At 71.4% G+C, this 24396-nt stretch carries 21 protein-coding genes, 1 tRNA gene and 2 pseudogenes; 14 read left to right on the plus strand and 10 right to left on the minus strand.

From position 1 onward, the window contains the following. Positions 1 to 60 precede the first annotated feature (60 nt). The 3 genes from V5O46_RS06075 (at position 61) to V5O46_RS06085 (ending at position 2508) form a co-directional block, all read left to right on the plus strand. Positions 61 to 903 (plus strand): S-methyl-5'-thioadenosine phosphorylase, encoded by an 843-nt coding sequence (locus V5O46_RS06075; protein ID WP_332883393.1) that lies wholly within the window; start codon positions 61 to 63, stop codon positions 901 to 903. 456 nt (positions 904 to 1359) lie between these two features. Next, positions 1360 to 1911, plus strand: coding sequence for a hypothetical protein (locus V5O46_RS06080; RefSeq protein ID WP_332883394.1), 552 nt, complete (start codon positions 1360 to 1362; stop codon positions 1909 to 1911). 129 nt (positions 1912 to 2040) lie between these two features. Next, positions 2041 to 2508 carry a large conductance mechanosensitive channel protein MscL gene (locus tag V5O46_RS06085; RefSeq protein ID WP_332883395.1) on the plus strand — a complete coding sequence of 156 codons (468 nt, stop codon included), beginning with the start codon at positions 2041 to 2043 and terminating at the stop codon, positions 2506 to 2508. A 115-nt stretch (positions 2509 to 2623) separates the two neighbouring features. Here the strand turns inward: V5O46_RS06085 and V5O46_RS06090 are convergent, their stop codons facing one another. Further along, complete coding sequence (locus tag V5O46_RS06090) at positions 2624 to 2881, minus strand: hypothetical protein (RefSeq protein WP_408648920.1); 258 nt, start codon at positions 2879 to 2881, stop codon at positions 2624 to 2626. Between the two features lie 118 nt (positions 2882 to 2999). Here V5O46_RS06090 and V5O46_RS06095 point away from each other — a divergent pair, with 118 nt between their 5' ends. The 4 genes from V5O46_RS06095 (at position 3000) to V5O46_RS06110 (ending at position 7636) form a co-directional block, all read left to right on the plus strand. Beyond that, the gene (locus V5O46_RS06095; RefSeq protein WP_332883396.1) at positions 3000 to 4247 is read left to right on the plus strand and encodes a low temperature requirement protein A; all 1248 of its coding nucleotides are present in this window, start codon (positions 3000 to 3002) and stop codon (positions 4245 to 4247) included. A 69-nt stretch (positions 4248 to 4316) separates the two neighbouring features. Beyond that, a complete protein-coding gene (locus V5O46_RS06100) occupies positions 4317 to 5354 on the plus strand; it encodes a P1 family peptidase (RefSeq protein WP_332883397.1) in 1038 nt (345 codons plus the stop codon). Positions 5355 to 5509: 155 nt separating this feature from the next. Further along, positions 5510 to 6733 carry a L,D-transpeptidase gene (locus tag V5O46_RS06105; protein ID WP_332883398.1) on the plus strand — a complete coding sequence of 408 codons (1224 nt, stop codon included), beginning with the start codon at positions 5510 to 5512 and terminating at the stop codon, positions 6731 to 6733. 156 nt (positions 6734 to 6889) lie between these two features. Beyond that, a complete protein-coding gene (locus V5O46_RS06110; protein WP_332883399.1) occupies positions 6890 to 7636 on the plus strand; it encodes a DUF6227 family protein in 747 nt (248 codons plus the stop codon). A gap of 244 nt (positions 7637 to 7880) precedes the next feature. Here the strand turns inward: V5O46_RS06110 and V5O46_RS06115 are convergent. Together V5O46_RS06115 and V5O46_RS06120 are read right to left on the minus strand one after the other, a co-directional pair. Then, positions 7881 to 8114, minus strand: a pseudogene (locus tag V5O46_RS06115) (PTS sugar transporter subunit IIA); the annotation flags it as partial. Between the two features lie 150 nt (positions 8115 to 8264). Then, positions 8265 to 9779 (minus strand): MFS transporter, encoded by a 1515-nt coding sequence (locus tag V5O46_RS06120; RefSeq protein ID WP_332883400.1) that lies wholly within the window; start codon positions 9777 to 9779, stop codon positions 8265 to 8267. A gap of 62 nt (positions 9780 to 9841) precedes the next feature. Here V5O46_RS06120 and V5O46_RS06125 point away from each other — a divergent pair, with 62 nt between their 5' ends. After that, complete coding sequence (locus tag V5O46_RS06125; RefSeq protein WP_332883401.1) at positions 9842 to 10891, plus strand: helix-turn-helix transcriptional regulator; 1050 nt, start codon at positions 9842 to 9844, stop codon at positions 10889 to 10891. Positions 10892 to 11108: 217 nt separating this feature from the next. On the opposite strand, the gene V5O46_RS06130 is transcribed toward V5O46_RS06125, so the two are convergent. After that, positions 11109 to 11765 carry a TetR/AcrR family transcriptional regulator gene (locus tag V5O46_RS06130; protein ID WP_408648932.1) on the minus strand — a complete coding sequence of 219 codons (657 nt, stop codon included), beginning with the start codon at positions 11763 to 11765 and terminating at the stop codon, positions 11109 to 11111. 559 nt (positions 11766 to 12324) lie between these two features. Then, complete coding sequence (locus tag V5O46_RS06135) at positions 12325 to 13323, minus strand: sigma-70 family RNA polymerase sigma factor (RefSeq protein ID WP_332883403.1); 999 nt, start codon at positions 13321 to 13323, stop codon at positions 12325 to 12327. Positions 13324 to 13538: 215 nt separating this feature from the next. Between V5O46_RS06135 and V5O46_RS06140 the strand changes: the two genes are divergently transcribed. After that, a complete protein-coding gene (locus V5O46_RS06140; protein WP_332883404.1) occupies positions 13539 to 14069 on the plus strand; it encodes a GNAT family N-acetyltransferase in 531 nt (176 codons plus the stop codon). Positions 14070 to 14182: 113 nt separating this feature from the next. Here V5O46_RS06140 and V5O46_RS06145 read toward each other — a convergent pair whose 3' ends face one another. Next, positions 14183 to 14968: a dioxygenase family protein gene (locus tag V5O46_RS06145; protein ID WP_332883405.1), complete on the minus strand. Its 786-nt coding sequence runs from the start codon at positions 14966 to 14968 to the stop codon at positions 14183 to 14185. 60 nt (positions 14969 to 15028) lie between these two features. Here V5O46_RS06145 and V5O46_RS06150 point away from each other — a divergent pair, with 60 nt between their 5' ends. After that, the gene (locus V5O46_RS06150) at positions 15029 to 15544 is read left to right on the plus strand and encodes a MarR family winged helix-turn-helix transcriptional regulator (RefSeq protein WP_332883406.1); all 516 of its coding nucleotides are present in this window, start codon (positions 15029 to 15031) and stop codon (positions 15542 to 15544) included. A 214-nt stretch (positions 15545 to 15758) separates the two neighbouring features. Here V5O46_RS06150 and V5O46_RS06155 read toward each other — a convergent pair whose 3' ends face one another. After that, positions 15759 to 17324: an MFS transporter gene (locus tag V5O46_RS06155; protein WP_332883407.1), complete on the minus strand. Its 1566-nt coding sequence runs from the start codon at positions 17322 to 17324 to the stop codon at positions 15759 to 15761. Positions 17325 to 17575: 251 nt separating this feature from the next. After that, complete coding sequence (locus V5O46_RS06160; protein ID WP_332883408.1) at positions 17576 to 18226, minus strand: TetR/AcrR family transcriptional regulator; 651 nt, start codon at positions 18224 to 18226, stop codon at positions 17576 to 17578. 300 nt (positions 18227 to 18526) lie between these two features. Between V5O46_RS06160 and V5O46_RS06165 the strand changes: the two genes are divergently transcribed. After that, complete coding sequence (locus tag V5O46_RS06165) at positions 18527 to 19807, plus strand: M6 family metalloprotease domain-containing protein (RefSeq protein WP_332883409.1); 1281 nt, start codon at positions 18527 to 18529, stop codon at positions 19805 to 19807. A 39-nt stretch (positions 19808 to 19846) separates the two neighbouring features. Here V5O46_RS06165 and V5O46_RS06170 read toward each other — a convergent pair whose 3' ends face one another. Then, positions 19847 to 20002 (minus strand): hypothetical protein, encoded by a 156-nt coding sequence (locus tag V5O46_RS06170; protein ID WP_332883410.1) that lies wholly within the window; start codon positions 20000 to 20002, stop codon positions 19847 to 19849. A 93-nt stretch (positions 20003 to 20095) separates the two neighbouring features. After that, positions 20096 to 20650, minus strand: a complete 555-nt coding sequence (locus tag V5O46_RS06175) for a copper chaperone PCu(A)C (protein ID WP_332883411.1) — start codon at positions 20648 to 20650, stop codon at positions 20096 to 20098. A 394-nt stretch (positions 20651 to 21044) separates the two neighbouring features. On the opposite strand from V5O46_RS06175, the gene V5O46_RS06180 reads away from it, so the two are divergent. The 3 genes and pseudogenes from V5O46_RS06180 (at position 21045) to V5O46_RS06195 (ending at position 24150) form a co-directional block, all read left to right on the plus strand. Continuing rightward, positions 21045 to 21117: transfer RNA gene (locus V5O46_RS06180), tRNA-Arg, on the plus strand. 523 nt (positions 21118 to 21640) lie between these two features. Then, positions 21641 to 23092: an AAA family ATPase gene (locus V5O46_RS06190; protein ID WP_408648933.1), complete on the plus strand. Its 1452-nt coding sequence runs from the start codon at positions 21641 to 21643 to the stop codon at positions 23090 to 23092. A gap of 515 nt (positions 23093 to 23607) precedes the next feature. Further along, a pseudogene (locus tag V5O46_RS06195) lies at positions 23608 to 24150 on the plus strand (peptide deformylase). Positions 24151 to 24396: the final 246 nt, after the last annotated feature.

The following is a 24396-nucleotide window of genomic DNA, read 5'->3' on the forward strand; positions in this document are numbered from 1 at the left end:
TCCGCTGACGGCGGGGTCCTCGGCGTTCTCGGCCGTACGGGCGGCGGCTAGGGTGCGGGCATGGCGAACAAGGCGCACGCCGAGATCGGCGTGATCGGCGGATCCGGTTTCTACTCGTTCCTCGACGACGTGACCGAGGTCCAGGTGGACACCCCGTACGGGGCGCCCAGCGACTCCCTCTTCTTCGGCGAGATCGCCGGCCGGCGCGTCGCGTTCCTGCCCCGGCACGGGCGCGGCCACCATCTGCCGCCGCACCGGATCAACTACCGCGCCAATCTGTGGGCGCTCCGTTCGGCCGGAGTGCGCCAGGTCCTCGGCCCGTGCGCGGTCGGGGGGCTGCGCCCCGAGTACGGTCCCGGCACGCTGCTGGTTCCGGACCAGTTCGTCGACCGGACGAAATCCCGGGCCGCGACGTACTTCGACGGTCTGCCGTTGCCCGACGGCACGGTGCCGAACGTGGTGCACGTGTCGCTGGCCGACCCGTACTGCCCCGCCGGGCGGGCGGCGGCCCTGAAGGCGGCGCGGGGCCGGGACTGGGAACCGGTGGACGGCGGCACCCTGGCCGTGGTCGAGGGGCCGCGCTTCTCCACCCGTGCCGAATCGTTGTGGCATCGGTCGCAGGGCTGGTCCGTGGTGGGCATGACCGGGCACCCGGAGGCCGCCCTCGCCCGCGAACTGGAGCTCTGCTACACCTCGCTGACCCTGGTCACCGATCTCGACGCGGGCGCCGAGTCCGGCGAGGGCGTCTCGCACGACGAGGTGCTGCGCGTGTTCGCAGCCAACGTGGACCGGCTGCGCGGTGTGCTGTTCGACGCGGTTGCCGCGCTGCCGGCGACCGGCGAGCGGGACTGCCCCTGCATCGGGGCACTGGGCGGGATGGATCCGGGGTTCGTGCTGCCGTAGGCGTCGGCGGAGCGGAGGCACGGCGGACGGCGGACCGCGGACCGCGGGCAGCAGAGGGTTGCGGACTGAGGCCTGCGGACTGCGGACTGCGGACTGCGGACTGCGGACTGCGGAGCGACTCGTTCGGGTGAGGGAGTTGTCCACAACCCGTGGGTAGCACACGGGCTGCGGCAGGTTTCGGCGCAGGACCCCATCGTGGACGGGCAAGCCGATTCCTCGTCGCAGGTGGTGGTAGTCGTGCCAGGTCCGTCGTTCGCATCATCCTCGTCCCTCTCGTCCTCTTCATCCCTCTCGTCGTCTTCATCTCTCTCATCGTCTTCATCCCGCTCGTCGCCCTCGTCACTCTCGGCGTCCCCGGCGTCCTCGTCGCTCTCGTGGCCCTTCGCTGGGCCGTCATCGTCGTCACCCCCGCTTCCCTCTCGACCAACTGGCTTCCCGCGCCCGGTCGGCAGTGAGGTGCCGCCCCTGCGCGAGGTGCCGCAGTTCGCCCCGGTGCGGGTGCGCGGCGGGCGCTGGGCGCTGCACCGGCTGGTACGGCACCGGAGGCGGACGGTGGCGGCCGGGCTCGCGATGACCGCGGCGGTGCTGGTGGCGGCGCCGGGCTCCGGGGACGCCCCGCACCTGGCCCGCGGTCACCCGCCCGCACCCGCGGGGCCGGCGGTCCCGGCCGCGTCCGGCTCGGGGCAACCGGTACGCCCGCACTCCGGTGCCGGGCGGGTGTCGGCGCCCGTGCGGATCGCCGACGCGGCCACGGTCCGGCTGCTGCGGCGGGGTGACCGGGTGGATGTCATCGCCGCCGAGGATGCGGCGGCCGGCGGCCGGACCCGGGTCGTGGCGCGCGGAGCCCGCGTCACCGAAGTGCCCGAGGGTCCCGGGGAGCGGGCTGTGCCCGGCGCCGGGAGCGGAACCGGCGGCGGGGCGCTGGTCGTGCTCTCCGTGCCGCGGGCCACGGCGACCCGGCTCGCCGGAGCGAGCGCCACGGCACGGCTGGCGGTGACGCTGTGGTGAACCGCTGCCCGGCACGGCGGCTGTCAAGTCCCTCGATCGAGCGATCGAATTGGACAAGGCGGCCCAACGCTGACGTAGGTTGCGGAGCGTTTTGTTGGGCAACCGGATCATGCGAGGAGAGCCCCCGAGGTGAGCGAGAAGCAGCCGAGCGTCTGGGAAGGCTTCAAGACCTTCCTGACGCGAGGAAACGTCATCGATCTGGCCGTGGCGGTCGTCATCGGCGCCGCCTTCACCAACATCGTCAACTCGGTGGTGGAGGGGGTCGTCAACCCGCTGGTCGGAGCGTTCGGCACGCAGAGCCTGGAGAGCTACAGCTCCTGCCTCAAGGGCCCGTGCGAGGGCACCGGCGACAGCGCGACCGGGGTGCGGATCCTCTGGGGCTCCGTCCTCGGTGCCACCCTCAGCTTCCTGATCACCGCGGCGGTCGTCTACTTCCTGATGGTGCTGCCGATGTCCAAGTACCTGGCCCGGCAGGCGGCCCGCAAGAAGGCCAAGGAGGGCGCGCAGGAGGTCGTCGAGATCACCGAGCTGGAGGTGCTGAAGGAGATCCGCGACGCGCTGGTCGCGCAGCGCGGCTCCGGCCACGACCGGGAGTAGCGGCACCGGCCCCGGACGGAGCGGCAGCCACGGTCGGAGTGGCAGCCACGGGAGCGGGGGTCCCCGGAGAGGCTGCAGCCGCAGAAGGCTCGGCGGCCCCGGAGGGAGCGGCAGCTCACAGGTGGTGCGGCGGTTTCTCGTCGAGGAAGCGCCTCAGGTCCGCCGCGCCGTCGCCGCCCTTGGCCTCGCCCCACCCTCGGTCGGTGTCGTCCGAGGACTGCTGGTCCAGGGGATCGTCGAAGACCAGCGCGGGCCCGGGAGCCCGCGGGCCGGGCCCTGTGGCGGACTCCCCGGCCGTCTCGGGCACCGGCTCGGGATCCGGCTCCCGGGCGGGCTCGGGGTCGGGCTGGGAAGCGGGGGCCGGGGTGCTCATGCCCCCAGGGTACGGCGCACGGGCTGGTCCCGCCGCACCCAACGGCCGGCATGCCGACCCCTCCCACCTGCGGCGTCGTCCGGAAGCACATCCTGGCCCGTTCTGTTGTGCTGGGGTCATGACGTCCAGTCCGACTCCGACTCCCCCGCCGTCGGGCCCGCTGCCGTCGGGCGGGCCCGGCGGGCGCAAGCCGCCGCTGCGCAGGCTCACGGCCCGCGGCCGGGACGAGGTCCACCGTTCCGCCACACCGCTGGAGCTGTTCTTCGATCTCTGTTTCGTCGTGGCCGTCGCCCAGGCGGGCGTCCAGCTGGTGCACGCCGTAGCCGAGGGGCATCCCGGCGAGGGGATCCTCAACTACGCGATGGTGTTCTTCGCCATCTGGTGGGCCTGGATGAACTTCACCTGGTTCGCCTCGGCGTACGACAACGACGACGCGCTCTACCGGGTCGTCACCATGGTGCAGATGACCGGGGTGCTGGTGCTGGCGGCCGGGGTCTCCCGGGCCTTCGAGGACCATGACTTCCTGGCCGTCTGGCTGGGCTACGCGATCATGCGGCTGGCGCTGGTGACCCAGTGGCTCCGGGCCGCCCGGGCCGCCGCACCGCCGGAGCGCAGAATGGCCCACCGCTACGCCGCGGGTGTGCTGCTGTGCCAGATCGGCTGGCTGGGCCTGCTGTTCCTGCCGGAGGGCGGCCGGCCATGGGTGTTCCTGGTGATGGCGGTGCTGGAGATGTCCGTGCCGGTGCTCGCTGAGATGGATCACCCCTCGTCCTGGCATCCGCACCACATCGCCGAGCGGTACGGGCTCTTCACGATCATCGTGCTGGGCGAGACGATCGCCGCGGCCACGGTGGCGGTGAAGTCGGGCGTCGAGGAGAACGACGCGCTCAGGGAAGTGCTGCCGGTCGCGGCCGGCGGACTGCTGATCGTGTTCGCCGCCTGGTGGATCTACTTCGTGGTGCCGATCCACGGGCATCTGCGCTCCAACAGACAGGCGTTCCTGTGGGGCTACGGGCACTACCTGGTGTTCGCCTCGGCCGCCGCGATCGGGGCCGGGCTGGAGGTGGCGGTGGAGCACGCGGTGGGCGAGGCACACATCTCGACGCTGGCCGCGTCCGCCGCGGTGACCCTGCCGACGGCGTTGTACCTGCTGACGGTGTGGGCGCTGCACTCGCGCCACTTCAAGGTGGGCATCGCCCAGCAGCTGGTGCTGCCGACCACCGCGCTGCTGGTCATCTGCTGCACCTTCCTCGGCGACTGGGCGGTGCTCGCCGCGGGGATCGTCACGGCGCTGGCGGTGGCGACGGGAGTGGCGCTCACGGCACGCATGACCGCCAGGGCGAGCAGAGCCGCACCGGCGGCCTGATCCCGGCGGCGGTGGCGGAAACGGACCAGGACCCGGAGGCGGAGCCCTCCGCTGGACGACACTGTCGGCATGACAGTTGACGCATTGACGGATGTGGCCGGTGTGCGGGTGGGGCATGCGACCCGCCGGGGCGAGGGGTGGCTCACCGGGACGACGGTCGTGCTGGCCCCGGAGGGCGGTGCGGTCGCCGCGGTGGATGTACGCGGCGGTGGCCCCGGCACCAAGGAGACCGACGCACTCGATCCGCGCAACCTCGTGCAGAAGGTCGAGGCGGTGGTGCTGACCGGTGGCAGCGCCTACGGGCTGGACGCGGCGTCCGGGGTGATGGCCTGGCTCGAGGAACGGGGACGGGGGGTGCGCGTCGGGCCCGATCCGGCGCATGTGGTGCCGGTGGTGCCGGCCGCCTGCGTCTTCGACCTGGGGCGCGGCGGCGACTTCCGGGCCCGTCCCGATGCGGCCACCGGGCGGACGGCGGTGGCGGCCGCGGACGCGAGCGGTCCCGGGGCACCGGTGCCGCAGGGGTGTGTGGGGGCCGGGACGGGGGCGGCGGTCGGACCGCTGAAGGGCGGGGTGGGCAGCGCGAGCACGGTGCTGGACTCCGGCGTGACGGTGGCAGCGCTGGTGGTGGCCAACGCGGCGGGTTCGGCGGTTGATCCGGAAACGGGGGTGCTGTACGGGGAGTTGTTCGAGGGCAGGCGGATCGCGTACCCGGAGGAGGGGGTCCTCGAGGCGGCGCGGCGGCGGCTGGCGGAGATCGCGGCGGAGAACGCACCACCGCCGCTGAACACCACGCTGGCGGTGGTCGCCACGGATGCCGAGCTGTCCAAGGCGCAGGCGCAGAAACTGGCGGGCACGGCGCACGACGGTATCGCGCGGGCTGTGCGCCCGGTGCACCTGCTGAGCGACGGGGACACGGTGTTCGCCCTGGCGACCGGGCGACGCCCGCTGGACGCCGGGCAGCCGCTTGCGCTGAACGACCTGCTGGCGGCAGGTGCGGACATGGTGACCCGGGCGATCGTGCGTGCCGTCCGGTCGGCCGAGCCGGTGGCCGGACCGGGCGGGAGCTGGCCGTCGTACGGGGAGCTGTACGGCACGTCGTCGGTGTAGCGGTCCGGGGCCGGCATCGCTCCGGCCACGCAAATGTCCCGGTTCTGTCACGTAACGGCGTTCGCGGCGATGGAGAGGAACGCCGCCGGGCGGCGGTCCCTCTTCCACCACGTACTGGAACGGATCACGCACATCACATGAACCGGGAGCAGCCCGTGACAACGCCGGACATAACAAGGCGGCGCGTACGGGGGGCCTGGGCCGCCCTGGTGGTCGGCGCCCTGACCCTCACCGCGTGCGGTGGCAGTGCCAGCGCCGATGACGACAGCGACGGCAGGGGCGGTGCCTCCGCCGAGGCACCCGAGGTGTCCTCCGCCAAGATCGCGATCTCGGCGGAGGACGGCTCCACCAGCGCGTCGATCAACACCACCGGCGTCAAGGTCAGTGACGGCCGGCTGACCGAGGTGAGGATGACCGTCGCCGACACGGGGGCGGCCGTGCCCGGCGGCCTCTCCGCGGACGGCCGGGCCTGGAAGCCGAAGGAGCAGCTGGAGCGCGGCACGAAGTACCGGATCGCGGCCACTGCGAAGGACGCCGACGGCCGGACGGCGGCGGAGAACGCGGCTTTCACCACCGTCTCCCCGGCCGACAGTTTCATCGGCACCTATACGCCGGACAACGGCACCACGGTCGGGGTGGGGATGCCGGTGTCGTTCAAGTTCGACAAGCCGATCAGCGACCGCAGGGCCGTGCAGTCGCACATCACGGTCACCTCCAGCAGCGGGCAGAAGGTGGTCGGGCACTGGTTCGACCCGAAGCGGCTCGACTTCCGGCCCCAGGAGTACTGGAAGGCCGGCTCCAGGATCACCGTGAAGATCGATCTGGACGGTGTGGAGGGCGCCGACGGTCTCTACGGCGTACAGAAGAAGACGGTCGGCTTCACCGTGGGCCGTTCACAGGTCTCGACCGTCGACGCCGACACCCAGACCATGACGGTGGTCCGGGACGGGAGGACGATCAAGTCGGTTCCCGTATCGGCGGGCAGCTCCGCGACCCCGACGTACAACGGGCAGATGGTGATCTCGCAGAAGTTCACCCAGACCCGGATGGACGGCTCGACGGTCGGCTACACCTACGACATCCCGGATGTGCCGCACGCGATGCGCCTGACCCGGTCGGGGACGTTCCTGCACGGAAACTACTGGTACAAGAAGTCCAACCCGCCGTTCGGGGTCGCGGGCACCAGCCACGGCTGCATCGGGCTGCGGGACGCGCAGGGCGGCCGGGCGGACACCTCCGGCAAGTGGTTCTTCGACAATTCGTTGATCGGGGACGTCGTGATCGTCAAGAACTCCCCGGACTCGACCGTCGAGCCGGGGAACGGGCTCAACGGCTGGAACATGTCGTGGAGCGAATGGATCGCCGGAAGCGCCGTGTAGCAAACGGTTTCTGACGGATCGTGGGCCGTGCGGGAACCCCCCGCGCGGCTCACGCGTATTTCATGCGTACGTTTTCTCGGTTCCCGGACACGATGTCCGACCGAGGGGCTACGGTATGCACCCACAAGGTGACATGCAGCAACGCCAGGAGAAACCTTGAGCGTTCGGTACGAGACCGCAGCGGACGAGCCCCCCGAGTCGGTGGAGACCCCGGAGGAGCATCTCGCGCGACTGCTCGGACGTGCACTGAACTCGTTCGAGCTGCCCGACACGACGGTTCGGCGGCTGGACGGCGCGCTGGCACACGCCAGTTCGCTGCATTCCGCGCACCACAGCGCCGGGCGGCACCGGGAGACGTACCGGCACACCTGGCTGCTCGCCGACGGCTCGGCGCTCACCCTGTGGGAGCTGGTGCACACCACCGCCGGCGGCCGCGAACCGCACCATGAGGTGTACGCGGACGAGGAGGAGGTGCGTGCCGCCACGGCACGGCTGCCCCTGCCGCTGGACGGACCGGAGTTCGAGCTGCCGATGCTGGTGCAGCTGGCGCCGATCCCCACGCCGCGCCACTCCTATGTACGGGGTGGTACGGCGGACCACGCGCGCCGGCTGCTCCGCCGCGCGGAGAACCCGGACCAACCGGGCACCGACGTGGCCGCGATCCTGGCCGCGGCGTCCGCGTACCGGATCACCCAGGCCTTCGGCCGCCCCGGCCGGGCGAACCGCGCGGGGCTGTGCTTCGCGCTGTACGAGCATGCGTTCCTGCTCGGCGACGGTGAGGAGATCTCCCTCTGGGAGGTCGAGCACACGGCCACGCCCGACGGGCGGCACATGTGCGAGGTGTATGTGAGCGAGGACTGCGCCCGGCGGGCGATGGAGCACCGCGCGGCGCAGGTCTCCTGACGCCGGGCGCGCGCCAGGGACCGACCACACAGGGCGCCCGGCCGGCCCCCGTCGGAACCGGGCGGCGCCCTGCCGACCCGCACCCACCCGACCCGCGCCCACCCGGCCCCGGGGCACCGCGGCGCGATCCGTCACCGGCAACCTGGCCACCGGGGCCACCGGCGGTTGCGCTGTCGCCGCCCACCGGCCTGCGTACGCCACGGCCGCCGCGGACGGTCCACCCGTGGCCGGCCGACCGTCCGCGGGCGCCGAAGTCGATGCCCTGCGTGCTGCGCCCGAAGGCCGGCGTCGGCTCGGTGGCATGCGCGCTGCGGCAGTGCGGGATGCCGATGCCGCCGTCGCGGCCGGTCGGCAGCTGCGCCTCGCGCGCGGCCACGTCGGCCGTCACCTGGAGCTCCTCGACGAGCGACGCCACGTCCACCCGGCCGCAGTCCCGAGCGAGCCGGAGGATCTCCTGCTGCCGCTCCGGTGCATACATGCCCGTTTACCTCCGATCAATGCCCGAACCTGTTGCCTCAGCGGGAAGCTACGCGCACTTCTCCGCGAAGTAGACAGATTCGGGCTCGATCAGGCTCGACCGGAGGCGAACGGGCGTGACTGGGCAGGTCGGCCACCCGGGCACGTCGGCTCAGGAGACGAGTGCGGGCTCCCGCTGCTCCACCGCCCCGGACTCGGGCCCGCCCCCGCCTTCCACGTGCTGCGCCGGACGCTTCGGCAGGGCGAAGACCAGCAGGAAGATGACGGCCATCACCCCGGCCACCCAGCCGAGCGCGTGCTGGAAGCCGTCGACGTACTCCGGACCGATCCGGTCCGCGGTCAGGTGGTCACCGATCACCCCGAAGAACACCACCGAGACCAGACCGAGCCCGAGCGCGTTGCCCATCTGCTGCACGGTGTTGATCAGCCCGGAGGCCGCCCCGGCGTGCTCCCGCGGCACCTCGGACAGGATCGCGTCGGTGAGCGGCGCCACGATCAGGCCCATGCCCACACCCATCACGACCAGCGGCAGCGCCATCTGCCAGGAGGCGATACCGAGGCCGTACCTGCCGGCCTCCCAGAGGTACAGCAGCACGCCCGCGGCCATCACCAGCGCGCCCGCCTGAAGCACCTTGCGGCCGAAGCGCGGCACCAGCTTCTGCACCGACAGCCCGGCCGCCGCCGACACCGCGATGGAGAAGGGCACCCCGGTCAGCCCGGCCCGCAGCGGGCTCCAGCCCAGGCCCACCTGCATGTACAGGGTCCAGACCAGGAAGAAGACGCCGAGCGCGACACCGAAGACGGTCTGTACGGCGATCCCCGCGGCGAAGCTCTTCACCTTGAACAGGGACAGCTCGACCAGCGGGGAGCCGTCGCGCGCGCTCTTGCGCCGCTCGTACGCCACCAGCGCCGCCAGCACGACGAGCGAGCCGGCCATCGACACGTACCCCCACAGCGGCCAGCCCAGCTCATGGCCGCGGGTCAGCGGGTAGACCAGCATCAGCAGACCGAGCGTGACCAGCGCGACGCCCACCAGGTCCAGCTTGAGGGCCCGCGGGGCGCGGGACTCGGTGATGAAGCGGCTGCCGAGGATCAGGCCGGCGATCCCGACCGGCAGGTTGATGAGGAAGATGGGCCGCCACTCCAGCCCGAACAGGTTCCACTCGGTCAGCAGCGCGCCGAGCAGCGGACCGGAGACCGCGCCGAGCCCGACCACGGCACCGAACAGGCCGAACACCTTGCCGCGCTCGTGCGCCGGGAAGGTGGCGTGCACGATCGACAGCACCTGCGGCACCATCAGCGCGGCCATCGCGCCCTGGAGTATCCGGGAGGCGACCAGCATCTCCGGGTTCACCGCCAGCCCGCACAGCGCGGAGGCGACGGTGAAGCCGCCGATGCCGAGCAGGAAGACCCGCTTACGGCCGTGGATGTCGCCGAGCCGCCCACCGGTGATCAGACCGGCGGCGAAGGCGAGGGCGTAACCGGCGGTGATCCACTGGATCTGGCTGAATGTGGCCCCCTCGTCGCGCTGGATCGAGGGGATGGCGATGTTGACGATCGTGACGTCGACCAGGTCCATGAAGGCCGCGGTCATCACGATCGCGAGCGCGAACCAGCGGCGCCGGTCGCCCGTGGCGGGCGGGACTGGGGTTTCGGTGAAGGACATGACTCGAACGTATGTGGGCAATAGGTCAGGTCATGTCCTAGTGCTGCGGCATTCTCGTACTCATGACGACGGACACACCGGCACGGCTTCTGACGCTCCTCTCCCTCCTCCAGACGCCCCGGGAATGGCCCGGCGGCGAGCTCGCCGGACGGCTCGGCGTATCCCGCCGCACCGTCCGGCGGGACATCGACCGGCTGCGCGAACTGGGCTATCCGGTGCAGGCGACGATGGGCGCCGAGGGCGGGTACCGGCTGGTCGCGGGCAAGGCGATGCCGCCGCTCGTGCTCGACGACGAGGAGGCGGTGGCAATCGCGGTCGGGCTGCGCGCCGGGGCCGGGCACGCGGTCGAGGGCGTGGACGAGGCGTCGGTGCGGGCGCTGGCCAAGCTGGAGCAGGTGCTGCCGTCCCGGCTGCGTCACCGGGTCAGCACCCTGCAGGCCGCGACCACGCCGCTGACCAGCGGGGACGGGCCGAGCATCGCGCCGGAGACGCTCACCGTGATGGCATCGACCGTGGCCGGGCACGAGCGGCTGCGGTTCGCCTACCGCGCCAAGGACGGCACCGAGTCGCGGCGCCTGACCGAGCCGTACCGGCTGGTGTCGACGGGCCGGCGCTGGTACCTCGTCGCGTACGACCTCGACCGCGCCGACTGGCGCACCTTCCGGGTCGACCGGGTGAGCGAACCGTTCGCGACAGGTGCGCGGTTCGCTCCGCGGGAGCTGCCGACCGGGAGCGCGGCGGAGTATCTGCGGCGCTCCATGCAGCGCCGCAGCGAGTCCTACGAGGTGGTGGTCACGTTCGCCGCCCCCGCGCAGACCGTCGCGCAGCGCCTGCCGCACTGGCTGGGCACGCCGGAGCCGGCGGCGGACGGGACGGCGTGCGTCCTGCGGACGACGTCGTCGGACGCGGTGGACTGGTTCGCGGTACGCCTCGCCATGCTGGGCCTTGACTTCGTCGTCCACGAGCCGGAGGCCCTGGTGCGCTCCGTACGCGAACTGGGCGCCCGGCTGGGACGCGCGGCCGGCACGACGGCCACCCCGCGCGCCGGGACTGCGCCTGAGGAGGCCGGGGGGCGTGACGAGACCGGGGGCCTGACACTGCCGGGGGCCTGACAGGGACAGAGGACCTGACAAGGACAACGGGACTGACAAGGACAGAGGACCTGACAGGGACAACGGGACTGACAGGGACAGGGGGACTGGCAGGGACAGAGGTTGGTCCGAGTCCCCGGTCGTCCGTCGTCCCCGGTCGTCCGTCGTCCCCGGCCACGGCGGGACCGGGACCAGCGCGCGCCCTTCCACCGTCCCGGGGCCCGCGCGTCGGCGGGTGTCATCCCGCCTTGGTCGGGTGGGGCGCGGTGAGGGCGTCCCAGGGGAAGCTGCGCAGGGCGTTCAGGTTGGCCAGGGCCAGGGCCATGGGGCCGTTCGGGCCGTCGGGGGGCTGGTCGTCGGCCGCCCAGCGTTCCACGGCCACCCGGACCGCCGCGCCGGCCGTTGCTGCGGCGAAGCGGAGGGCGGGGGAAGCGGCGAGGCGGTCCGCACGGTCGGCAACGTTGTCGTCACGCCGGGCGGCAACGCGCGCGGCGGCTGCGGCCCGCCCCGCCAGTGCCTCGGCGAGGGCCTGCTCCGAGCCGTGGCACACCTCCGCCCACACCTTCCGCAGCGGTGCGCTGGTCTGGGCCAGCCGGATCAGTGTGCGCACCCATTCCCAGGAGGCAGCCGACACCCCGGCGCCGGGGGTCAGCGTGTGCCGTACCGCGTGCTCCAGGGCCTGCGGCAGGCTCAGCTCCGCGGGGGCGTCGCGCACCGCCGTGGTCCAGCGCTCGGCGCCCGCCGCGTAGAGCGGGGCGATGGCCTCCTCCTTGGTGGCGAAGTACCGGTAGAAGGTGCGCGGGGCGATCCCCGCGGACTGTGCGATGTCCTCGGCGCGGGTGGCGCGCAGCCCCTGGCGTACGAAGAGCCGGGCCGCGGCTCGGGCGATCTCCATACGGGTCTCGGCCTTGCGCCGCTCGGTCAGGGAAGGGGGCGCACCACGGCGGGTGGCGCGGGCGGGGCCGGGGGTGGTGCTGCTCACTTTGGCAGACTATGCCCATGTGGCAGAATCTGCCATTCGGCGGGCCACCCCGGGGTTCAGGTCCGGGGTGACCCGCCTTTCAGGCGCGCCCGCACAAGAAGAGCCGGGCTCGGGCGCCCGGGGGGAGGGGCGCCGAGCCCGGCTCGGGGAACGTCCCGGCGCCGGGGGGATTGCGGCGGGACGTGGTCTTCGACCCAGGGGGTCGTCTGGCGGGGTTCCGGGGCCGGGGGCCAGGGGTACGATCCCGGGCCCGGTCGGGTGGGCCCTGAAGGTTTGTTCCCGTGGTCCGGTCGGTTAAGCGACGTTCCACAGCCATGTTTGCGCGGGGTTGCGCCACCCGGCGCGCGCCCCATGCGTCACTTCGTGCGCCGCCGTGCACCGGGGGCCGTGCACCCCTCCCGGCCTCGAGCCTCCTGCGCGCGGGCTCCTACGCGCTCCACCTGCTGCACAACTCCCCCGCGCCGCAGGCGGCCTAGGCAGCCGCCTCGAAGCCGGTGTCGCGGGCCAGCTTCTTCAGCTCCAGCAGCGCGTGCTTCTCGATCTGTCGGATACGCTCACGCGTCAGCCCGTGCTCCTTGCCCACCTCGGTCAGCGTGCGCTCCCGGCCGTCCTCGATGCCGTACCGCATCTTGATGATCGAGGCCGTGCGCGGGTCGAGGCGGCCGATCAGCGTGTCGAGCTCCTCGCTGCGCAGCAGCGTCAGCACGGACTGCTCGGGCGACACCGCGGAGGTGTCCTCCAGCAGATCGCCGAACTGGGTCTCGCCCTCGTCGTCCACCGACATGTTCAGCGAGACCGGGTCGCGGGCCCAGTCGAGGACATCGGTGACGCGCTCCGGCGTCGAACCGAGCTCGGCGGCGATCTCGGTGGGCTCCGGCTCCCGGCCCTGCTCGCGGTTGAACTCGCGCTGCACACGGCGGATCCGGCCCAGCTCCTCCACCAGGTGGACAGGCAGCCGGATGGTCCGCGACTGGTCGGCGATGGACCGGGTGATCGCCTGGCGGATCCACCAGGTCGCGTACGTGGAGAACTTGAAGCCCTTGCGGTAGTCGAACTTCTCCACCGCGCGCACCAGACCGGCGTTGCCCTCCTGGATCAGGTCGAGCAGCGGGAGACCGCTACGCGGATACCGGCGGGCCACGGCGACGACCAGCCGGAGGTTGGAGCGGATGAAGACGTCCTTGGCCCGCTCGCCCTCGTCGATCAGCGCCCGGAGCTCCTCGCGGGAGGCGTCCGCCCCGGTGTCCTCGTAGCCCTCGAGGACCTGCCGCGCGAACACGCCCGCCTCGATGATCTGGGACAGTTCGACCTCCTTGGCGGCGTCGAGCAGCGGCGTCCGGGCGATCTCGTCGAGGTACATGCCGACCAGATCGCGGTCGGCGAGCTCGCCGCCGTTGGCGCGGACGCTGGTTGCCGCGTCGGACGTCTCGCCGGTGGCGGACTGACGACGGGCGACGGCACGGGTTGCCATGCGTGCTCCCTTGCGGTGGTGGGTCGGCGGGTGGTCCTCCGGACACGCGGCACCGTCGGCGGGTTGCCCGGGACCGGCTGTCGCCGGTGTCCTGGACTCTCCTCGGGTGCCCTGCATCCGATGGAAACAACGACTGGAATCAGGACAGAATTCCCAACCCAACCCACGTTTTTTCTGATCATGCAGTACCCTGTCCCGCCACACGGGGAGGCACGATGCCGTCGGAGCGGACAGAGATCCAGGTCAGGCCCGGGGTCGAGGGAGATCTCCAGGCCCTCACCGACCTGTACAACCACTATGTGAATGAGACGCCCGTCACATTCGACACCGAGGCCTTCACCGAGGAAGAGCGCCGCCCTTGGCTGCTCTCCCACCCTGAAGACGGCCCGTACCGCCTGATGGTTGCCACGGACGCGTCCACGGGCCCGGACTCACAGGAAATTCTCGGCTACGCCACATCCAGTCCTCATCGCGCGAGGCCCGCGTACGCCACCTCCGTGGAGACCACGGTCTACGTCGCCCCGGGGTCCGGTGGCCGCGGTGTCGGCACCCTGCTGTACCGGGCGCTCTTCGAGGCGCTGGCCGGGGAGGACCTGCACCGCGCCTACGCCGGCGTCGCCCAGCCGAACGAGGCCTCGGTCCGACTGCACGAGCGCTTCGGCTTCCGGCACGTCGGCACCTACCGCGAGGTGGGCCGCAAGTTCGGGCGGTACTGGGACGTGGCCTGGTACGAGAAGCCGCTGTAAGCCGAACACCCGGACGGACCCGGACATCCCGGCCGACCCGGGAATCCCACGGACCCGGGATCCGACGGACCCGGGTCCGAGTACGGGAGCCCGGACGCATACGGGCCCGGCGGTCAGCCGAACTGTACCGACCGCTTCGCCAGCCCCATCCAGAACCCGTCGATCACGGACCGCTGTTCCCGGAGCCCGCCGCCCGCGTCCACGGCGCCAAGGGTCACGAACAGCGGGGCGAAATGCTCGCTGCGCGGGTGGGCGAGCGTGCCCGCCGGGGATCTGCGTGCGAAGTCGAGCAGACCGTCCACGTCACCGGCGTCCAGCGCGCGCCGCCCCCAGTCGTCGAACTCCTCCGACCAGGACGGGACGCCGTCCTGCCGGAGTGCGGCCAGGTTGTGGGTGAAGAAGCCGGAGCCGACGATCAGTACTCCCTCGTCGCGCAGCGGGGCGAGCCGGCGGCCGATCTCCATCAGCCGTTCCGGATCGAGGGTCGGCATGGAGATCTGGAGGACGGGGATGTCGGCGTCCGGGAACATCTCGAGGAGCGGGACGTAGGCGCCGTGGTCGAGGCCGCGGTCCGGCACGTCCTGCACGGGGGTGCCGGGGGCGCGGAGCAGCTTGCGCACCGACTCGGCGAGCTCCGGTGCGCCCGGCGCCTCGTAGCGCACCCGGTAGTAGTGCTCGGGGAAGCCCCAGAAGTCGTACACGAGTGGGACGGTCCTGGTGGCGCCGAGGGCGAGCGGGGCCTCCTCCCAGTGGGCGGAGACGACGAGGATCGCCTTCGGCCGGGGCAGTTCGGCGGCCCAGGCGGCCAGTTCCCCGGGCCACACGGGATCGTCGGCCAGCGGCGGGGCACCGTGACTGAGATACAGCGCAGGCATGCGCTCGCGGATGTCGGCGGACATGAGGCCAAGGCTAGGGCCCATTTGTTTAAACTTCAAGAAGCCGCCTCGTAGAGTGGATCCATGACCACGGCATCCACCTCCGCCCCCGCCGACGAGCCGCGCTGGCTCACCGCCGAGGAACAGCACGTCTGGCGTTCGTACATCGAGGCGGCCACCCTCCTGGAGGACCACCTCGACCGTCAGCTCCAGCGCGATGCCGGCATGCCGCACGTGTACTACGGACTGCTGGTCAAGCTCGCCGAGTCACCGCGCCGGCGGCTGCGGATGACGGAGCTGGCCCGGTCCGCGAAGATCACCCGCTCCCGGCTGTCGCATGCCGTGGCACGGCTGGAGAGGAACGGCTGGGTGCGCCGCGAGGACTGCCCCGTCGACAAGCGCGGCCAGTTCGCGGTGCTCACCGACGAGGGGTTCGAGGTACTGCGGCAGACCGCACCGGGCCATGTGGCGGCGGTCCGCCAGGCACTCTTCGACCGGCTGACCCCCGAACAGCAGGAGTCCCTCGGCGAGATCATGAGGATCGTCGCCGAAGGACTCCAGCCCGCCGAAGCGGGTGCGGACCTGCCCTGGCTGCGCTGAGCCGGCGAAGTACCCGCCGAGATGGGCGCAAGAGCCACGCCGAGGGACCGGGCGTCCCGGTCCCTCGGAAAGAGGCCGTACGGGAAGTTCCCGTCCGGGAAGAGGGCGTACGGGAAGACGCCGTACGGGAAGAGCGTCTCCTCCCTCCCCGTACGGTTTCCGGCCCTGCCCCGTACACCGTCCACGAGCCGGGGTCCCGGCAGCGTGGCCGGTGTCAGTGGGCGACGACCGGCACCTGTGTCTCGGTGGCGTCGCCGTCTGCGCGGCCGGCGGCCTCGTCGGAACCGGCGACCGTGCCACCGCCCGGGCGTCCCGCGTTGACCAGCGTCAGAGCGACGACCGCGGCCACCACCAGGATGGCGACGGCGGCCCAGATGGCGCTGGTGTAGCCGTTGACCATGCCCTCCAGCTGGACCAGCTGCTGCTGCGACCCGGAGGTGGCGGAACCGATGTGGTCGGCGACGTAGGACGTGGTGGCGGAGGCGGCGATGGTGTTCAGCAGGGCCGTGCCGATCGCGCCGCCCACCTGCTGCGAGGTGTTGACCATCGCGGAGGCGACCCCGGAGTCGCGCGGCTCGACGCCCAGCGTGGCCAGGGACATGGCCGGCATGAACGCCGTACCCATACCGAGGCCGAGCAGCAGCATCGCCGGCAGCAGCAGGGCGGTGTAGGAGGAGTCGATCTCCATCTGGGTCAGCAGCAGCATGCCGAGGGCGGCGACCAGGAAGCCGGGGCCCATCAGCAGCCGCGGCGCGACCCGGGTCATCAGACGGGTACCGATCTGGGTGGAGCCCGTGATCATGCCCGCGATCATCGGCAGGAAGGCGAAGCCCGTCTTGACCGGCGAGTAGCCCTTCACGACCTGCAGGTAGTAGGTCAGGAAGAGGAAGAGGCCGAACATGGCGATGATCGCCAGACCGAGGGAGAGATAGACACCGCCGCGGTTGCGCTCGGTGACCACCCGCAGCGGCAGCAGCGGGGCCTTGACCCTCGACTCGACCAGCACGAAGGCGAGCAGCAGCACCGCGGAGGCGACGAACATGGTCACCGTCATCCCGTCGCTCCAGCCGTCCGACTCGGCGCGGGTGAAGCCGTAGACCAGGGCCACCAGGCCGAGGGTGGAAAGGATCACCCCGGGGATGTCGAGCGGGGAGCGGTTGCGGCCACCCTCGGGCTCGCGGATGACGAACCAGGCACCGGCCGCGGCGACGATCGCGAACGGAATGTTGACGAAGAAGGTCCAGCGCCAGTCCAGGTACTCGGTGAGGAACCCGCCGAGGATCAGACCGACGGCACCGCCACCACCGGCGATGGCACCGTAGATGCCGAACGCCTTGGCGCGCTCCTTGCCGTCGGTGAACATCACGGCGAGCAGCGAGAGCGCGGCCGGCGCGAGCAGTGCGCCGAAGACACCCTGCAGGGCGCGGGCGCCGAACATCATCGCCTCGTTGGTGGCGGCACCGCCCAGCGCGGAGGCGAGGGCGAAGCCGGCCAGGCCGATGACGAAGGCGCGCTTACGGCCCCACAGGTCGGCTATCCGGCCGCCGAAGAGCAGCAGACCGCCGAAGGCGAGGGCGTAGGCCGTGACGACCCACTGCCGGTTGCCGTCGGAGATGCCGAGGTCCTGCTGGGCGGAGGGCAGGGCGATGTTCACGATGGTGGCGTCCAGGACCACCATCAACTGGGCGAGCGCGATGAAGACCAGCGCCTTCCAGCGGCCGGGATCAGGGACGCCGGAGACTCCGGAGACGCCGGGGGCCTTGAGGCCGGTTTCGGACATGGAGGTACCCACTTCGGGACGTTGTGACGGAAGACGGAAGACGGAAGACGGAAGACGGAGAAGTGACGAGCAGAACGGTGATGCGGCTGGTCTGCAGACGACCGGGGCGGGCGGAACTCATCGGTAGCCCGCCGGAAGGGATTCGGACCGGAAGAGGAAAGGATCGGAAGAACCGGAAGGACCGGAAGGACTGGAAGGATCGGAAGGACCGGAAGGACTGGAAGGATCGGAAGGACCGGAAAGGCCGGTGGTCAGTCGCGGGGTGGGCGCAGATCCTCCATGGTCACGGCCGTGCCCGGCAGGCGAGAGCGGGCCGGAGCCCGCAACCCGTCCAGGAACAGCTGAAGATGGCGGTGGACGAAACGATCGCCCTGCGGACACTCCGTGCCCGCGGGCGGCCGGCTGAGCTGGCTCACGGCGATCATCAGGTCGCCCACGCCCACGTCGGGCCGGAGCTGCCCGGCCGACCTTGCGCGGTCCATGACCTCGGCGACGAGCCGCTCGACGCGTTCGCGCGCCGCCTCCAGATCGGGGTGGTGCTGGTCGAACGTGCTCGAGACCATCGGACACAGTGCGCTGATGCGCTCGTCGGCGGCGGCGTGCACGAAGCGCTCCAGCGCCGCGAACGCGTCGCCGCTCTCGGCGAGAGCCAGCTCGGCGGCCCGCGCCGTACGGTCCATGACCGAGCAGACGACCTCGCGGACGAGGGAGTCCCGGTCGGGGAAGTTGCGGTACACCGTGGCGTTGCCGACACCGGCGCGGCGGGCGATCTCGTCGAGCGGCACATCGGGGCCGTGCTCGACGAACATCTCCCGGGCCGCGACGACGATCCGCTCCCGGTTGCGCAGCGCATCGGCGCGCGGCCGGGCCGCCTTGCGCGGCGCGGGAGTGGCGGTCTGCACGGCGTACTCCTCGTGGGCGAGTGCTGCGGACTGTCGTGGACAGTCGATGCGGATTGCGATGCGGGGAGCGAGTCCCCGTTTCGCACGGACACCGGGTTAAACGGGGAGAGGGTCCCCGGTTATTTCCCGCCCGGCCCCCTTCTCAAGTGACGTGCATCACCTCACTGTCGGTCGCTCTTCGGCTACCGCCGGGAAACCCACGATCGGTCTCCTCCAGCGCGCGCCCCCGCACACCTCGGCGGAGGGTGAGCGCAAGGGTGCAGCCGGAGTCGGGCGGCTGCCGTCGCCCGGGAGGTCTGCATGCAGCCGCAGAGCCGTCGGATACGCCCGCGCCGCGTGGTCACCCTGGCGTCCGTCACCGCCCTGACCCTCGCGGTCAGCACATCGGCCGGTACCGGACCCCTCGGGACGGGCGCGGCGCCGGCCGGGGCAGGACCGTCCGCCCTGTCCCGCTCCTCCGAGCACGGCCCCTGCATGATCACCGGAGGCCCCGAGGTCCAGATGTCGGAGGGCATCCCGACGTCGGACGGCTATGTCCAAGCCACCGGCACCGTCCGCGCCCTCACTCTGATGATCGACTTCTCCGACGCGCCCGGCGAGGGCCGCGCCCTCGACCGCTTCGCGGAATTCTTCCCGCAGACCGAAGAGTGGTTCCGCACCAGCTCCTACGGCCGCCTCGACTACCGCCCGGCCACTCCGGTCCGCGACTGGCTCCGCCTGCCGAAGCCGTTCGCCGAGTACGGCATAGAGCGCGGCGCGCCCTTCGACCCCGGGTACCGGGAGCTCGTCCAGGACATCGTGGCGACAGCCGACCCCAAGGTGGACTTCCGGTCGTACGACCTGCTGAACGTGCTGGTCACCCCCAACGCCGGCCCCTCGGCGCTGGACACGGTCCTGTCCGTGACCTTCGCCGGCAACACCGAGGCGCCGGTCGCCGACGGCGTCCCCCTGGCCAACGCGTCCTTCGTCTACTCCCGTCAGGACGACGGCTCCGGCTCCTACGACCGGACCGGCTACCGCGTACTCCCCCACGAGAACAGCCATGTCTTCGGGCTGCCCGACCTCTACACCCAGGAGGGCGGTGGTGCGGTCGGGCACTGGGACATCATGAGCGAGGACTGGGGCGCCGACAACGACCTGCTCGGCTGGCACAAGTGGAAGCTGGGCTGGCTGGACGCGGACCAGGTGCACTGTGCGTCGAAACCGGGGACGGCGGAGTACCGGCTGACCCCGCTCGCCGACCCGGGCGGCTCCAAACTGGTCTTCGTCCCGCTGGACGCCCGCTCCGGGTACGCCGTCGAGCTGCGCACCCGCGCCGGCAACGACGAGGCCGTGTGCCGGCCCGGGGTGCTGATCTACAAGGTCGACGCGGGCGTGGACACCGGCATGGGACCGGTGACGGTGTACGACTCCCGCGGCGACAGCGGAGGCTGCACCCGCAGCCCCAACGTCCACGCGGAGCTCTCCGACGCCACGTTCACCCCGGGCGAGACCTTCACGGATCCGCAGAGGGGTGTGCGGATCAGCGTGGCCGGGGCGGATCTCGAGGGCGACCACAAAGTGCGTGTGACCCGGGAGTGAGGAAGCGGCCGTGTGACCCAGGGGGCGAGGAAGCGGCCCCTACCAGGTGGTGTGCGTGGATATCACCGACACCCAGCTCCAGGCGTGACCCGGGAGCGAGGAGAAGGCCGACGGGGAGTGGGCCGGGCCCGGGGCGGCGACCTGCGCTCCCTCGTCGTCCCGGATGCCCGACCGGACCGGCCGGGTGCTGCGCACGCTCGCCCCGGCGACGCAAACGCACCCGCCCGCCGGATCGGGAGGGGACGGCAGCCGGCTCCACCACCGCGCGAAGCGCCGGACGTCCCCCGGTCACTCACCGGGCGAGGGTGACGTCAGTCCGGGGGCGTCGGTGGCTTCGTCGTCGACGTAGGTGGGGACCTGCGAGTGCACCTGCAGCGCGATCTCACCGGCGCGCTCGAAGCGCAGAGTGATCCACAGGTAGTCCCCGCCGCCGATCTCCTGGAGCAGTCCTCGCAGGAGCAGGTGCGCGCCGCCCTCCTGCAGTTCGACGACCCTCCCCGGCGGCAGGTTGACGGGGCCCCGGCCGGCGTCGTCGGCGTTCACGATGTCCACCGACCGCGCGACGGTCGTCTCCGCGCCGATCAGCCGGTCGGCGCTGTCGCCCTGGTTGTACAACCACAGATAGAAGGGGACGTCGTCACCCTGCTGCCACGGGCCGTCGGGAGGTTCGGCGATGTGCGCGTAGCGGATCAGGACCGAGCCGATGCGGGCGTTGGCGCCCGGCGGGTCGTACTCGGCCTCCGAGGCGCACCCCGTCGCACCCAGCATCACCGCCAGGCACCCGGCCACGACAAACCCGACGGCCCTGCGCCACGGCTTCGACGCCACCGCCCACGCGTTCATGCCATCCCTTCCCACGAGCACCGGCGCCCAGGCAGGCCACCACCACGACACATGCCTCACCGACACCGCCTGAGCACCACCACGTGGGCCGGATGGCCCAACACCCCACCGCCTCCACACCCCACCGCGGCAGCACCCCGTCGCCCCCACACCCCACCAGGTGACCGCCGCACCGGCCCGACCGCCCGTGCCCCCAGACCGACAGCACCGCCCACGACCCCCACCCCGGACCACCGGCCCCCCGGTCGCCCCGGTCCGAGGCCCGGCCTCGGCCCCACCGCCCCGGCGTGATCCGCTACGCTGTCAGAGACCGCCACGCCCGGCGGTCACGAACTTGCCGCAACGCGACCGGACACCCACCCAGAGTGCTCGGCTCCACCTGAGGCAAGACCCCGCCTTCGTAGCTCAGGGGATAGAGCACCGCTCTCCTAAAGCGGGTGTCGCAGGTTCGAATCCTGCCGGGGGCACAAGAAAGTACTAGGCAATAGGACATATCGCCCCTCCGTGAGTGCCACGGAGGGGCGTTTTTGTCCCGGATGGGAACCTGGCGGGAACGGCACGTGTGAGCGGCGGTGGGGCGATTCACGCATCGCCGGCCGCGAGTCGTGCGGGTTACAAGGGTGCCGACGGATCAGGTTCCCCACCCCGGCCGAACGCCGAGACCAGCTTTCCGCAGGCCAAGAGGCGACCGACGCCTCTCACACCAAGGTTCGCGCCGCGGCAGAGCAGGCCATGGCCACCCTCAAGGCTGATTCTTCCGCTTTGCCGCCATGGATCACTTCCCCTGGATGACGAAGCATCCAGCGTCCAGGTATCGGCGGAAGTTCGGGGGCCACTCCACTCGGCCCCACCCCCGTGCCTCGGCACCGCCCTCGCCCCTACCCTCGCCACCGTCGGGGCACGCACGCAAGAAGGGGAACTCTTGAATAAGTCCAGATATAATAAGCGCACCTATCCATACAGAGGTGCGCCGTGGACAAACCCGCCGAGATGTTCGACCGCGACTTCGAGTGGGCCGAGCTGACCCGCTTCGCCGCCCTGCCCGGCCCGCGCGCCACCCTCGGCGTGGTCTCCGGCCGCCGCCGCCAGGGCAAGACTTTCCTCCTGGACGCCGTCACGCGGGCAAGCGGCGGCTTCATGTTCACCGCCACCGAGACCACCGAAACCGACGCCCTGCGCCAGTTCGGCGAAGCCCTCGCCCGCCACCGCGACCAGCCCACCCCGTTCCGCTTCACCCACTGGGACGAGGCCGTCACCGAGCTCATGCGCATCGCCGACAGGGGCAGCCCCACCATCGCGGTCATCGACGAGTTCCCCTTCCTCGCCAAGGCCTCCCCCGCCCTCCCCTCGATCATCCAGCGTGCCCTCGACCCCGCCGCCCAGCACACCAACACCCCCGTACGGCTCCTGCTGTGCGGCTCCGCCCTGTCCTTCATGGGGGGACTCCTCGCCGGCAACGCCCCACTGCGCGGCCGCGCCGGCCTGGAACTCGTCGTCCCCACCCTGGACTTCCGCCTCGCCGCCGAATTCTGGGAGATCACCGACCCGCGCACCGCACTGCTCACCCACGCCATCGTCGGCGGCACCCCCGCCTACCGCCGCGAGTTCACCCAGGGCGACACCCCCGCCGGGCCCCACGACTTCGACGCCTGGGTCACCCGCGCCGTCCTCAATCCCGCCCGTCCCCTCTTCCGCGAGGCCCGCTATCTGCTCGCAGAGGAACCCGAAGTCCACGACACCGCGCTCTACCACTCCGTCCTGGCCGCCATCGCCGCCGGAAACGCCGCACGCGGCGGCATCGCGGACTACCTCGGCCGCAAGTCCACCGACCTCGCCCACCCACTCAGCGTCCTCCAGGACGTCGGCATGATCACCCACGAGGCCGACGCCTTCCGCCGCAACCGCTCCGCCTACCGCATCGCCGAACCTCTCATCGCCTTCTACCACGCGGTCATGCGCCCCGCCTGGGGCGATCTGGAACGCCCCGGACGCGCCCCCGCCGTCTGGCGCCGCGCCCAGTCCACCTTCCGCAGCAAGGTTGTCGGCCCGCGCTTCGAACAGGTCTGCCGCGAATGGGCCCGCTGGCACGCGTCCCCCGCAACCCACGGCGGGCACGTCACAAGGGTCGCCAGCGGGACCGCCAACGATCCTGCCGCGAAGACCAGCCACGAAGTCGACGTCGCGGTCCATGGCGAGACCGACAGCGGCCGCGAAACAGTGCTCGCCATCGGCGAAGCCAAATGGAACGACGTCATGGGAAAAGGCCACCTCGAACGTCTCCAGCACATCCGCGCTCTCCTCACCGCGCGCGGCACCGCAACCGACGTCACCCGGCTGCAGTGCTACAGCGGTACCGGCTTCACCGACGAACTGCGCCACCTCGCAGAGAACGACCCCGCCATCCAGCTGATCGATCCAGTTCGCCTCTATCACGGCGACTGACCCGGTCGCAGTCACCGTCCCTGTACAGGGAACCTGGCCTCCGCCGTTACCCGCGTCCCGAAGCGGACTGTCTGAAAGAGCAAGACACTCCCTCCCGGCCGCAGCACGCCCATTCCCGGTCTGCTGCCCTGCCAGGCGGCACAAAGAAGCGCCAGGTCAGAGGCTTCGCTGGCGCCACAGAGGCCCTCCGTGAAGATCGGCGACGGCTGGGAGAGAGCGCCGACACCTGGTCGACAGGCGGGTGTCGACCGTTGGCCTGATAGTGGATGCCCGCGTCATGGCTCATTCCGCGTGACAAGGTTATGCGCGCAACGGAGAGGAGTGGCCGCAGACCTTCGGGTGCTGCTGCCGCTCCTTGCTTACTCCCGCTGCGTCGCTGTGTGGGTGCTCGGTGGCTCCTGGACCACGCCCGCCCTCCACGCTCGGGACCGTCTTGAGTGGAGGTTCCGGGCGCGGCGCGAACACAACACGGAACAAGGGGACTTCAGGTGATTGACGTGCGGCCCAGCCAGCGGATGCGCGATCTCGGAGTCGTCCAGCATGGCGCCGGCATCCTGACCGAACCGGCCCGCGACTTCACCCTGCCCACCGAGCGCGACGAAGCCGAGCGCATCGCCGACGAGCTGTTCGCCGCGACGGAGCGGATCGGCCAGGTCCACCCCTTCGCCAAGGGCATGAGCATCGCCGCCCCACAGATCGGCACCGGCCGCACCGCGGCCGTCGTCCAGCCGCCCGGCGACGCACCCGCCGTCATCCTGCTCAACCCGTAGATCACCGACCGCTCCGACGAGCTGGACGAGCAGTACGAGGGCTGCCTGAGCTTCTTCGACGTCCGCGGCCTCGTCCCCCGCCCCCTGAAGATCACCGTCGAGACCACGACCCTGACCGGCGAGTCCGTCACCACCGTGGACGAACGCGGCCTCGCCCGCCTCATCCACCACGAGATCGACCACCTCGACGGCCTGCTCTACACCGCCCGCATGCGAACCGGGATCGAGCCGATCCCGGTGGAGGAGTACCGACAGACCGGCCATACATGGGTGTACGACGGTGCATGACGTAAGCCCTTCGGCTCGTTGCCGACTTGCCTAAAGTGCCGGGCTATATACCCGAGTTGCTGATTCGCTCTTTGCCTCGTGTACGTGTCGGCCGTGATGGTGATCGAGGAGTGGCCGAGCATCTCCTGGCTGTCCTTCAGGTCCGCCCCGGCCGCGTGGGCGAGGGTCGTGGCACCGTGACGGTCGTGGAGCCGGACCGGTGGGAGGCCGATCTCCTCGTACAGCTCGACGAAGGGTCGTGCTTCG

The organism is Streptomyces poriticola, from assembly GCF_036689765.1.
Classification (GTDB): domain Bacteria; phylum Actinomycetota; class Actinomycetes; order Streptomycetales; family Streptomycetaceae; genus Streptomyces; species Streptomyces poriticola.

What these genes read in the sequence shown, in the direction of transcription:
- V5O46_RS06095 (WP_332883396.1), top strand. Translation starts at nt 3,000, where the DNA reads ATGACGTCCAGTCCGACTCCGACTCCCCCGCCGTCGGGCCCGCTGCCG.
- V5O46_RS06150 (WP_332883406.1), top strand. Translation starts at nt 15,029, where the DNA reads ATGACCACGGCATCCACCTCCGCCCCCGCCGACGAGCCGCGCTGGCTC.
- V5O46_RS06155 (WP_332883407.1), bottom strand. Translation starts at nt 17,324, where the DNA reads ATGTCCGAAACCGGCCTCAAGGCCCCCGGCGTCTCCGGAGTCTCCGGC.
- V5O46_RS06140 (WP_332883404.1), top strand. Translation starts at nt 13,539, where the DNA reads ATGCCGTCGGAGCGGACAGAGATCCAGGTCAGGCCCGGGGTCGAGGGA.
- V5O46_RS06130 (WP_408648932.1), bottom strand. Translation starts at nt 11,765, where the DNA reads ATGGAGATCGCCCGAGCCGCGGCCCGGCTCTTCGTACGCCAGGGGCTG.
- V5O46_RS06190 (WP_408648933.1), top strand. Translation starts at nt 21,641, where the DNA reads ATGTTCGACCGCGACTTCGAGTGGGCCGAGCTGACCCGCTTCGCCGCC.
- V5O46_RS06100 (WP_332883397.1), top strand. Translation starts at nt 4,317, where the DNA reads ATGACAGTTGACGCATTGACGGATGTGGCCGGTGTGCGGGTGGGGCAT.
- V5O46_RS06165 (WP_332883409.1), top strand. Translation starts at nt 18,527, where the DNA reads ATGCAGCCGCAGAGCCGTCGGATACGCCCGCGCCGCGTGGTCACCCTG.
- V5O46_RS06135 (WP_332883403.1), bottom strand. Translation starts at nt 13,323, where the DNA reads ATGGCAACCCGTGCCGTCGCCCGTCGTCAGTCCGCCACCGGCGAGACG.
- V5O46_RS06120 (WP_332883400.1), bottom strand. Translation starts at nt 9,779, where the DNA reads ATGTCCTTCACCGAAACCCCAGTCCCGCCCGCCACGGGCGACCGGCGC.
- V5O46_RS06125 (WP_332883401.1), top strand. Translation starts at nt 9,842, where the DNA reads ATGACGACGGACACACCGGCACGGCTTCTGACGCTCCTCTCCCTCCTC.
- V5O46_RS06175 (WP_332883411.1), bottom strand. Translation starts at nt 20,650, where the DNA reads ATGAACGCGTGGGCGGTGGCGTCGAAGCCGTGGCGCAGGGCCGTCGGG.
- V5O46_RS06075 (WP_332883393.1), top strand. Translation starts at nt 61, where the DNA reads ATGGCGAACAAGGCGCACGCCGAGATCGGCGTGATCGGCGGATCCGGT.
- V5O46_RS06145 (WP_332883405.1), bottom strand. Translation starts at nt 14,968, where the DNA reads ATGTCCGCCGACATCCGCGAGCGCATGCCTGCGCTGTATCTCAGTCAC.
- V5O46_RS06090 (WP_408648920.1), bottom strand. Translation starts at nt 2,881, where the DNA reads ATGAGCACCCCGGCCCCCGCTTCCCAGCCCGACCCCGAGCCCGCCCGG.